Here is a 10,651-nt window from a genome sequence, read left to right on the forward strand (position 1 = left end):
GTCGTTTCCTCCTTACGCTGTCCAGATTTTGCAGAGAGTCGCTTTGGTCTCTTGCATCTGGGTTACTGAATCATAGCCATAGGTCTGGGCCGTGTTGGTGCTTTCACCCAACACATATGGATCGGCACCCTCGGGATATTTCGAGCGTTGATCCTCACCCTGGAAATGACCGCCAAAGTGGAAGGGCATAAAGGCCACGCCTTCGCCCACCCGGTTGGTGACCATCGCCATAACCTTGACCTTGCCGCCTTCGGGCCCTTCGACCCAGACTTGCGCGCCGTCCCGCACACCAAGATTGTTGGCGTCACGCGGGTTGATCTCGACAAACATGTCCTGCTGCAGCTCGGCCAGCCACGGGTTCGACCGGGTTTCGTCCCCGCCGCCCTCATATTCGACCAAACGGCCGGAGGTGAGGATGATCGGGTAGTCCTTCGAAAAGTCCTGCTTCTGGATCGATGCGTACATCGTCGGCAGGCGATAGAACTTCCGGTCTTCGTAGGTGGGGTAGTCGGCCACAAGGTCCCTGCGGTTCGTATACAGGGGCTCGCGGTGGACAGGCACCGGATCGGGGAAGGTCCAGACGACCGCGCGGGCCTTGGCGTTCCCGAAGGGCGCACAGCCATGCTTGATCGCGACCCGCTGGATACCGCCCGACAGGTCGGTCTTCCAGTTCACACCGGCGACCCTGTCGTCATAATCCGACGGGAACGGCGACATGCCCGCTTCTCCGACTTCCTTGAACCCTTCCAATGAAGCACCGCGCGCAATCCCGCGCCGCTCTTCTTCGGTCAGGTCGCTGTCCCAACCAAGATCCTTGAGCATCTGATACGTGAACTCAGGATAGCCATCCTGAATTTCCGACCCGACACTGTAGACCCCTTCGGCCAGCAGGTTGTCACCGTCCCGTTCCACACCAAAGCGCGCACGGAAGGTCAAACCCCCCTCAGCCACGGGCTTGGACATGTCATACAGGTTCGGCGTGCCCGGATGGTTCATCTCGGGCGTGCCCCAGCTGGGCCATGGCAGACCGTAATAATCGCCATCTGCGGGGCCACCAATGGCCTGCAGCGTGGTGCGATCAAACGTGTGCTGGTTCGCCATGTGCTTCTTGATCCGCTCAGGCGACTGACCGGTGTAGCCAACGGTCCACATGCCCTTGTTGATCTCGCGCAGCGTGTCCTCGACATCCGGCGTCAGGCCGTCTTCCTCCAACTTGATGTTGCGGAAGATACGGTCGTGGAAGCCGAACTTCTGAGCGAACAGGGCAATGATCTCTTCGTCCCGCTTGGATTCAAACAGGGGATCAATGACCTTCTCACGCCACTGGATCGACCGGTTCGACGCCGTGACAGAGCCGCGCGTTTCGAACTGGGTACAGGCCGGCAGCAGATACACACCGTCGGTGCGATCATGCAGCACTGCAGACACGGTCGGGAAGGGGTCGATGACAACCAGCATGTCCAGCTGTTCCATCGCCTTTTTCATCTCGACCATGCGGGTCTGCGAGTTGGGCGCGTGGCCCCACAGAACCATGGCACGCACCTTGCTGGGCTGATCCGTGTTCTCGGGATCTTCCAGCACACCATCGATCCAGCGCGACACCGGAATACCGGTGAGGTTCTGAAGCGACTTCTCTTTGCCGTCCGCACCGGTGACCTTGGCAAATTGCCCTGCCAGCCATTCGGAGTCTTCACCCCAGACACGGCCCCAGTGGCCCCATGCACCTGCCGACAGTCCGTAGTAGCCGGGCAGCGTGTGAGACAGAACACCAAGGTCCGTGGCACCCTGCACGTTGTCGTGGCCGCGGAAGATGTTGGTACCGCCACCGGACGTGCCCATGTTGCCCAGAGCAAGCTGGAGCACACAGTACGCGCGGGTGTTGTTGTTACCATTGGTGTGCTGCGTGCCACCCATGCACCAGATCACGGTGCCGGGGCGGTTGTTGGCCAGCGTCCGCGCCACGCGCTTCAGCTGAGATCCAGGTGCCCCGGTCACACGCTCGACTTCCTCGGGCGTCCACTTGGCCACTTCTTCCTTGATCTGGTCCATGCCCCAGACACGGGTGCGGATGAATTCCTGATCCTCCCACCCGTTATCGAAGATGTGCCAAAGGATACCCCAAACGAGCGCCACGTCCGAACCCGGACGGAAGCGCACATATTCATCCGCATGGGCTGCCGTGCGGGTAAAGCGCGGGTCACACACGATGACGGGGGCGTTGTTTTGCTCCTTTGCGCGCAGCAGGTGCAGCAGGGACACGGGGTGTGCCTCGGCCGGGTTGCCACCAATGATAAAGATCGCCTTGGAGTTATGGATGTCGTTGTAGCTGTTGGTCATGGCGCCGTAGCCCCATGTGTTCGCAACACCCGCAACAGTGGTCGAGTGACAGATCCGCGCCTGGTGATCCACATTGTTCGTGCCCCAGTAGGCGGCGAACTTGCGGAACAGGTAGGCCTGTTCGTTGTTGTGCTTGGCCGAACCGAGCCAGTACACGCTGTCCGGGCCGCTTTCCTCGCGGATGTTCATCATGCCGCCGCCGATCTCGTCGATCGCCTGCTCCCATGAGACGCGCTTCCACTCACCACCCTCTTTCTTCATCGGGTACTTGAGGCGGCGTTCGCCATGGGCGTGTTCGCGCACGGCAGCGCCTTTGGCACAGTGGGCACCAAGGTTGAACGGGCTGTCCCAGCCGGGCTCCTGACCCGTCCAGACACCGTCCTGCACCTCGGCCACGACCGTACAGCCGACCGAGCAGTGCGTGCACACCGTCTTTTTCAAATCCACTTTGCCCGCTGCGGCGGTCGCAGCATTGGCCTGGGTGACGGTTCCACCCGTGGCGGCAATGGCCGACAGGCCCCCGATCACCAGTCCCGATCCGCGCAGAAACGCGCGCCGGTCTACCGAAGCGTTTGCCGCTTCAGTCAGGATACTTGTCCGCTGGGGGCGTCGCGCAACCCCGTTGGTCTTTTTCCTAAGCATTGTTGCTTCCTCCCTTGCTTGCCATCGTTCCCGAACGGCTCGCTTGGTCTCTCACTTTGGCTTTCAGCAGTCGGGCGTCACGCAACCAGTCGCTGTTGGCCTGCCTCGTCCGGGCTTATTCCCGGGCGGTGCGGTCTCGCATGCGCTTTAGAATTTGGCGCTCTCAAAATACGCGCGCGTGTGCGCGGTATCCTGCATCTTCTCCGAGGTCAGGTCCGGCTCTGCCGCCTCGGCCTGCTGCGCACCGGTCGCAACCGCCACCGCCGCAATCGGCGCCGTGGTCCCGGCCAGCTTCAGAAAATCGCGGCGCGATGCACCGTCTTCTTTCCTGCTCATCGAAAGGTCTCCTTTCGCTGCTTAAGGCCGGGTTGCCCCGACCGATCTGACGCCGATCACTCGGCGCCGCTCATCCGGAAGGCTTCCGCCTCCACGGCCATGAAAATCTTCCCCACCGTTCCGACCGGGGAATAGAAGACAGATGTCTTCGCCTCCTCCAGATCGGTAAAGAAGTGCCCGGCCCAAGGGCCGATATGCTTGTTGAAGAACTGCTTTTGCTCGGTCACATCAGCAGGCGTGCCAAAACGGCCCACGATCATCGCCGCCATCATCTCCATCAGGCTGGCAATGCTGTCTTCGGGCTCAAACACCGTCTCGGACCGCTGCATACCCTTGGCCAGCATGTCCTGCCGCAACAACGCCAACGGTTTCTCATTCAAAAAGCCCGTCAGGTAGTAGCTGGCAAAGGGCAACAACTCGCCCCGGCCCAGACCGATGAACAGTTTGTTGAACTCAGACTCCGCCGCCTTGGGCTTCGTCACCTTCGCCAGCTTGGACAAGGTGCCAATGGCCTGACCCAGCTCCGTCTCGTCGCCACTCAAACCAGCGGTCTGCGCCAGCAGCATCTCATCCGGTGGACCAGCCAGCAGCGCACCAAGGAAGTTGTACAGATCGGCGCGGGCGCGATCCATGTCTGCGATTGAGGTGTCTTCAGCGGCTGTCACGGTCTTGTCTTCCATTATGCAGTATCAAATGCGAACCGCATCCGGCGCTGCGGCATCGCTACCGGCTCCGGCTCAGGCTCTGGCAAGGGAACGGGTTCAGCCTGCGCAATCAGCGGGGCCTCTTCCTCACTATCTTCGATCTCTTCGGCGGGGACCTCTTCGGCCTCGTCTTCCTCATCCTCAAGGAAGGCCGTCACCATCCCTTTGCCGACCTGATACACGGTCTGCATGTTCTCGATGACGGTCGCGGCGTCAGTATAATCCTCGCCGTAATCCACCAGCCCATCCAGATTGGCGAGCATCGGATTGAGCCGCCACAACCGTCGCAAGGCGCGGGTCTTGAGGCGTTGCGGCAGTTCTTCCTTCAGGAACGCCTGCACGGCCTCCGCGCTGTCCAGCGCCTCCGGCTCGGGCAGGTTCAGCTCCGCCAAAATCTCTTCATCCGGGCGTTCGGCCAGTTCGGCATCCTGTGCCTCGGCCACACGGGCCTCGAGCACTTCGGCTTCGGCCTCTACCCCGGCACGCCGCCGGGACCAGAAATCACGCCCGCTGTTCAATGCATCCGCCTCCGCTGCCGCGCGGGGGACGCGTAGATGTCCGCCGTCGTTTGAATGCGCGGATCGCCAATGCCGTCCTGCGTCAAGTCGATGCGCTTCTTGTCGCGCTTGCGCTTGATGAACACCTCGTCCTCGTGAAAGTCAGTGACAAAGCCCTGCACCCACGCCATCAACCCGGCGGGCATTGGGACTTTCTCGACAATCTCCTCGCCGCTGTCGGTGTAATCCTGCGCCTCGTAAGGCGACGCAGTCACCAGCAACACCTCAAGCGGTTGCTCACCGGGGCACTCGCGCATCACCACGTAGATCGCGGGCTCTGCGGCAGACAGGCCATGCAGATACGCCTCCGTCTCTGCCCCATGCAGATCCAGCGGCAGGGTTGCTGCGTGGTATTCGATCGCCTCGCCCTCGCGGCGTAACTCCTGCCAATCGGCAGGGCCAGCACCCGGCAACACGGCGACAGCTTTCCAGGAATAGGACGCCCACCGAGTCACACCCGGCAGCCGTCGCAAAACGACGCCCAAAGGCATGGTCTGATACTGGTCGGGGTTTCGGATCACCCAATGTCCTCCCTGTCTCGTTATAAAACTGCCAAAATTTTCATCCTCAAAGCGGCTTGTCGGGGAATTGTCCGTTTCCCCTGACGCAAAGGCAGTTTGGCCAGCCTGTCCGGCGGCGCATGGCGTTCAGGGCCAAAATGTCCATCACGACTGTTTCACTCGGGAATACCGTCGCATACCAAGAACCGAATCACCGGACGTCGGATTGGGCGCCGGACGGGGCCGACCTGACCGGAAAACGGTTTGTGAAGCACAACGAATCATGTCTAGGCTGAGGCAACTACACGGGCGAACAGCGGTCAAAACCGACCTCTGTCATGGGGGAGTTGAGCGTGGTCAAATCATTGATAACGTGTGATTGTTTGGGCACCCAGACCATAGATACCGAAGGGCTGTCACAGGCCACCGGACTTGACGTCCGTCCCCCCTGCTCTGCCCTCTGCACCACCCAATTGGCGCAAGCCGAAGCCGCCCTTGCCGACCCCGACGCCGTTTTTTGCTGCACCCAGGAATCGCGGGTGTTCGAGGAGTTGGCAGAGGGTCTGGACCGCCCCGCCCCACCCACTCTGGACCTGCGCGACCGCGCCGGGTGGAGCGACGATGCCGCCCCGAAACTGCCCAAAATGTCCGCATTGATCGCCGATGCGATGCTGCCCGCAGCACCGGAAAAGACGTTGGATGTCATCAGCGAAGGGCTGTGCCTGATCCTTGGCCCCGCCGCTGTCGCACTTGATGCAGCCGAACAGCTCAAGGACCATCTGGGCATCACCGTGCTGCTGTCTGACGCTGCCGATATCCCCGACACCCGCGCCTATGACGTTGTCGTGGGCAAGCTGCGCCGCGCCTCCGGGGCCTTTGCCCAGTTCGAGGTGGTCATCGACGCCCTGCAACAAATTGAACCCGGCGGGCGCGGGGCCTTCACCCTCACTGACCCGCAGGACGGCGCGCGGTCGCAATGCGATGTCATCCTTGATCTGCGCGGTGACACACCCCTGTTCCCGGCGCATGAAAAGCGCGACGGCTACCTGCGCGCCGACCCGACCCACGCGCCCGGTGTTGCCGCCGCGATCCTCGCCGCGTCGCACATGACCGGCACGTTCGAAAAGACGCTGTACGTCAAAACTGCCCCCCTGCTCTGTGCCCATTCCCGCGCTGAACAGACGGGGTGCACCAACTGCCTCGACCTCTGCCCGACAGGTGCCATCACTTCCGCCGGCGACCATGTCGAGATTGACCCGATGATCTGCGCGGGCTGCGGCGCATGTTCTGCCGCCTGCCCGTCCGGAGCCATCACCTACGACGCGCCGCCCGTGGACCTGACGATGCGTCGCGTGCAGACGATGGCCAAAGCCTACCTTGACGCAGGCGGCACCGCTCCGCGCCTTCTGGTCCACGACAGCCATGGGGCCGAGATGGTCCGCCTGTCCGCCCGGCACGGGCGCGGCCTGCCGGCTGACGTGATCCCGCTGGAGATGTCGGCCATTGGTGCGTTTGGTCACGCCGAAGCCGTTGCTGCCCTTGCCGCAGGCTTTGCAAACGTTACTCTTCTGCCCGGCCCCACCGCCGATGTCCCAGCGTTAGAGACGCAAATCGCGCTCACCACCGCCATCGCGGGCCAAGGCAAGGCGACGCTCCTCGACACGCCGGACCCGGATGCGATGAGCGACGCGCTGTACGGGACCGAGGCCCCTGCCCCCGTCGCACAACCCGTCCGCCCCATGGGCACACGGCGGCAAATCACACGGCAGGCGGCCCGCGCCTTGCACCCCGACACCGACCAGATCGCACTGCCAGAGGGCGCACCCTACGGCGCGGTGCTGGTGGACACAGACGCCTGCACGCTCTGCCTGTCCTGCGTGTCGCTCTGCCCGTCGGGCGCCTTGGGCGACAACTCCGACAAGCCGCAATTGAGGTTCCAGGAGGACGCTTGCCTGCAATGCGGCCTGTGCGCCAATATCTGCCCCGAGGATGCAATCACCTACGCGCCACGCCTCGACCTGACGGACGCCGCCCTCACCCAAACCATCCTGAATGAGGAAGAACCCTTCCCCTGCATCGAATGCGGATCGCTCTTTGGCTCCAAGTCGGCAATCGACCGGATCACCGACAAGCTCAAGGACCACGCCATGTTCGCGGGCGACAAGCTGCGGATGATCCAGATGTGCGACAATTGCCGGGTCACTGCGCAGTTCCATGCGGACGACAATCCGTTTCAGGGCGGCGAAAAACCCCGCGTGCGCACCACCGATGATTACCTGTCAAAGCGGCGCGATCACTGATGTTCCAGCGGTTTGCCCAGATCGGCGGGATCCAGAATTGCGACGTAAGCCAGGATCGCCTCAAGGTCATCGAGCGTCAGTTCGATGGGCGCAATGGGCGACGGTCGGTCAATCGGGAACGGATCGGTCACACCCTCAAGCTGGGTGAAGGCCGCGTGCGGTTTCAGCACATAGAAGCCCGCAAACCGCGCCTGCCAATCCTCAAATCCGCGCATGACGAAAAAGCTGGGGGTGGAGCCAATGCCGAAACTGTCCTTGCCCCGCTCGGTCACGTGACAGCGCCCGCATTTGGCCCAGGACACCCCCTGCCCCGCGATGGCATCACCGCTGATCTCGACCTTGGCAACGGCCACCTTCTGCACCTTCGGTTCTGTGAACAGCGCCTCACCATCGGGCGCAAAACTCTGCACCGTGCGGCGGCCCACATCCGACGTCAGCCAGTCTGCAAACCGCTGCGCACCCTTGGTGTCGCCACGGACATCCAGGTGCCACGTCTGACCCAGACCGGAAAACAACGCGCGGCCGTCAGGTCCCAACACCAGCTCCGCACCGGCCGGATCATCGACAATTTCGACCCTAACTTGGGTTTTCAGCGAAAAGCGCGGCGCGATATGCTTGATCAGCCCACTTTCGATCAAGGCAGGCGGGGCATAGAATACCACCCGCTTGTCATCGGCCATTGCCAAACCCGGCAACAAGGCCAAGATCAATACAAGGATACGCATGGCCCGACCGTAAAACGCGCCCATGCGATCCGTCAACGATAGGGAGGGGAAAGCCCAATGAGCGACGATTTCAACATGTCCATGCGCAAGTTCCTGAAGCAGGTCGGCGTGACCTCGCAACAGGCGATCGAAGAGGCGATGCGCGGCGCCAACACCGGCGGCAAGACCTTTGCAGTCAAGGCGCTGATCACCATCGAAGAGCTCGACATGACCCACGAGGTCACGGGCGAGATCAAAGGACAGGACTAAGGCGTGAGCACAGGCAGGGAACAGGTTCTCGATGTCCTGAAAGGGATCGAGGCACCGGGCGGCGATATCGTGTCCTCAGGCGTGATGCGGGCATTGAACGTGGACGGCGGCACGGTCCGCTTCGTGATGGAGATCAACCCGGCACAGGCCGCAGACTATGAGGCCGTCAAGACCGCCGCCGAGGCCGCGGTGGGTGCTTTGGACGGGATCGAATCCGTGTCCATCATTCTGACGGGCCACACAGACAAGGCCCCGCCGCCGGATCTGAAACCGCAGCGCGCAGCAGAGCCCAAGGGGCCGCAAAAGGTCCCGGGCATTGACCGTATTCTGGCCATCGCGTCCGGCAAGGGCGGCGTGGGCAAATCCACCGTTTCGGCCAACCTCGCCTGCGCTTTGGCCCAACAGGGGCGGCGCGTCGGCCTGTTGGACGCGGACGTCTACGGCCCGTCACAGCCCCGCATGTTGGGGGTGTCTGGTCGTCCCGCGTCGCCCGATGGAAAGACAATCCTGCCGATGCGGAACCACGGTGTGACCATGATGTCCATCGGTCTGATGATGAACGACGATCAGGCCGTCGTCTGGCGTGGGCCGATGCTGATGGGGGCCTTGCAGCAGATGATGACGCAAGTGCAGTGGGGTGCGCTGGATGTGCTGATTGTCGATCTGCCCCCCGGCACCGGCGATGTGCAGATGACATTGGCGCAGAAATTCGCGGTGGACGGTGCAATTGTAGTCTCTACACCGCAGGATGTCGCCCTATTGGACGCGCGCAAAGGTGTGGACATGTTCCAGCAACTGCACGTGCCCATCGTCGGCATGATCGAGAATATGAGCACGCATATCTGTTCGAACTGCGGGCACGAAGAGCACGTGTTTGGCCACGGTGGCGTGAAGGCCGAAGCCGAGAAACTGGGCGTGCCTCTGTTGGCCGAAGTGCCGTTGGATTTGCAAATCCGTCTCGCGTCAGATGGCGGTGCCCCGATCACCGTGAGCCAGCCAGACAGCCCACAGGCCAAGGCGTTTCAAGACGTGGCCGCCGGCCTTGTCAAAGCGGGCGTCGCATGAGCGACGTTACCGAGGTCACGTTCCCCCCGCTGATGTGGGGCGAGGAAGCGCCGGACAGCGCCTTTGACCACGCCGTGATGCGGGCGACCTTGGGCTGTGATGCGGGCCTCATCTCTTACAAATTGGGTGCGGCGGATATGGAGGCGGCATTGGTCTTTGCCCCCGAAGTGCCGCTGTCCAAGGCCATGAGTATGCTGCCCCTGTGCGGTGTCGGGTTCCAGAACGCCCTGGGCGCGCTCGCCCCGCCAGAGGTGGCTGTACATCTGGACTGGTGGGGCGGCATCCGTGTGAACGGCGCGCGCTGTGGCGGGTTTCAGGTCATGGCATCGGATACGGACCCAAAGGCCGTGCCGGACTGGCTGGTGGTTGGGTTCACCCTGCCGCTGGTACCACCATCAGATGACATGGGACTGACCCCTGATGAAACCGCGTTGTTCGCCGAAGGCTGCGCAGACGTGACGCCCCCGACCCTGCTGGAAGCATGGGCGCGTCATACGCTGAATTGGCTGAACCGATGGGAAGACGATGGTGCGGCGTCCCTGCATTCCGAATGGCGTGCGCTGGCACATGGCATTGGTGAAGAGGTTGAAAACCAGTCCCTAACAGGTACGTTTTTGGGTGTGGATGAAGATTTTGGCATGCTCTTGCGCGACGATGACACGACCCACCTGATCCCGCTTACATCTTTGCTGGAGGCACAGACATGAAACTCGCCCGCGCGATCCATTTCGATGAAAGCGACATGAACGTGTTCGCCTCCCCTGCCCGTACGGGTGAATGGTGCATCTCGGGCGGGTTCGAGTTTTCGAACTGGGGCGAAGGCGATTTGACGGGCAAGGCGCGGCAGGCTTTTGCAAACGGCTGGTTCGGGTTGGAAACCGGGGGGCGCGTGACATTTGTCGCCGTCACGCAGTTGGAAGCATCTGAGCTAGAGACACTGACCGGCCTTCTGGCGCGGCATTTCGTGACCTATTACGGCGCCCCCTCTTCCGAAGCGGCCCGGCCTGTTGCAGCCGAGGAATTGGCGCAGATGATCGAACTGTGTGAGGACCATGATCCCAATACACTGCTGACCGTATCGCGTGAATTGACCGAGGCCGGCGTGCGCGAAGCCTACCGATCCATTGCGCCACAGGATGCCGGGCTGGATCAGTTCGCGATCCACGGCGATATGGATCACGGTCACTGACATCTGGATTTCGAATTGGCTTTGCCAATCCGACCAACGCGGGGGCC

The 10,651-nt window shown here is 62.1% G+C and carries 11 protein-coding genes; 5 read left to right on the plus strand and 6 right to left on the minus strand.

Annotation, left to right across the window (positions count from 1 at the left end):
- Positions 1–12 precede the first annotated feature (12 nt).
- The 5 genes from Q1A32_RS23040 to Q1A32_RS23060 all read right to left on the minus strand — a co-directional run bounded on the left by Q1A32_RS23040 (position 13) and on the right by Q1A32_RS23060 (position 5,067).
- A complete protein-coding gene (locus Q1A32_RS23040) occupies positions 13–2,979 on the minus strand; it encodes a formate dehydrogenase subunit alpha (RefSeq protein ID WP_299658163.1) in 2,967 nt (988 codons plus the stop codon).
- Positions 2,980–3,126: 147 nt separating this feature from the next.
- Positions 3,127–3,315, minus strand: a complete 189-nt coding sequence (locus Q1A32_RS23045) for a twin-arginine translocation signal domain-containing protein (protein WP_299658165.1) — start codon at positions 3,313–3,315, stop codon at positions 3,127–3,129.
- A gap of 56 nt (positions 3,316–3,371) precedes the next feature.
- A complete protein-coding gene (locus tag Q1A32_RS23050) occupies positions 3,372–3,995 on the minus strand; it encodes a molecular chaperone (RefSeq protein ID WP_299658167.1) in 624 nt (207 codons plus the stop codon).
- Complete coding sequence (locus tag Q1A32_RS23055) at positions 3,995–4,537, minus strand: DUF3306 domain-containing protein (protein ID WP_299658169.1); 543 nt, start codon at positions 4,535–4,537, stop codon at positions 3,995–3,997. Before Q1A32_RS23055 ends, Q1A32_RS23050 begins: the two co-directional genes overlap by 1 nt.
- On the minus strand, positions 4,534–5,067 hold the full coding sequence (locus Q1A32_RS23060) for a DUF3305 domain-containing protein (protein WP_299616149.1): 534 nt from the start codon (positions 5,065–5,067) through the stop codon (positions 4,534–4,536). Before Q1A32_RS23060 ends, Q1A32_RS23055 begins: the two co-directional genes overlap by 4 nt.
- Positions 5,068–5,414: 347 nt before the next feature.
- On the opposite strand from Q1A32_RS23060, the gene Q1A32_RS23065 reads away from it, so the two are divergent.
- The gene (locus tag Q1A32_RS23065) at positions 5,415–7,376 is read left to right on the plus strand and encodes a 4Fe-4S binding protein (RefSeq protein ID WP_299658171.1); all 1,962 of its coding nucleotides are present in this window, start codon (positions 5,415–5,417) and stop codon (positions 7,374–7,376) included.
- On the opposite strand, the gene Q1A32_RS23070 is transcribed toward Q1A32_RS23065, so the two are convergent.
- The gene (locus Q1A32_RS23070) at positions 7,370–8,101 is read right to left on the minus strand and encodes a hypothetical protein (protein ID WP_299658173.1); all 732 of its coding nucleotides are present in this window, start codon (positions 8,099–8,101) and stop codon (positions 7,370–7,372) included. The genes Q1A32_RS23065 and Q1A32_RS23070 overlap by 7 nt on opposite strands.
- A gap of 57 nt (positions 8,102–8,158) precedes the next feature.
- Between Q1A32_RS23070 and Q1A32_RS23075 the strand changes: the two genes are divergently transcribed.
- Genes Q1A32_RS23075 through Q1A32_RS23090 form a run of 4 tightly spaced genes read left to right on the plus strand, consistent with a single transcriptional unit; the run spans position 8,159 to position 10,604 of the window.
- The gene (locus Q1A32_RS23075; RefSeq protein WP_299616078.1) at positions 8,159–8,350 is read left to right on the plus strand and encodes a DUF6494 family protein; all 192 of its coding nucleotides are present in this window, start codon (positions 8,159–8,161) and stop codon (positions 8,348–8,350) included.
- Positions 8,351–8,353: 3 nt separating this feature from the next.
- Positions 8,354–9,415 (plus strand): Mrp/NBP35 family ATP-binding protein, encoded by a 1,062-nt coding sequence (locus Q1A32_RS23080; RefSeq protein WP_299658175.1) that lies wholly within the window; start codon positions 8,354–8,356, stop codon positions 9,413–9,415.
- Entirely contained in the window at positions 9,412–10,122 is a 711-nt protein-coding gene (locus Q1A32_RS23085; protein ID WP_299658177.1) for a biotin/lipoate--protein ligase family protein, read from the plus strand. The genes Q1A32_RS23080 and Q1A32_RS23085 overlap by 4 nt, the downstream gene beginning before the upstream one ends.
- Positions 10,119–10,604, plus strand: coding sequence for a DUF6505 family protein (locus Q1A32_RS23090; RefSeq protein ID WP_299658179.1), 486 nt, complete (start codon positions 10,119–10,121; stop codon positions 10,602–10,604). The genes Q1A32_RS23085 and Q1A32_RS23090 overlap by 4 nt, the downstream gene beginning before the upstream one ends.
- Positions 10,605–10,651 lie beyond the last annotated feature (47 nt).

This window comes from uncultured Tateyamaria sp. (assembly GCF_947503415.1).
GTDB lineage: Bacteria > Pseudomonadota > Alphaproteobacteria > Rhodobacterales > Rhodobacteraceae > Tateyamaria.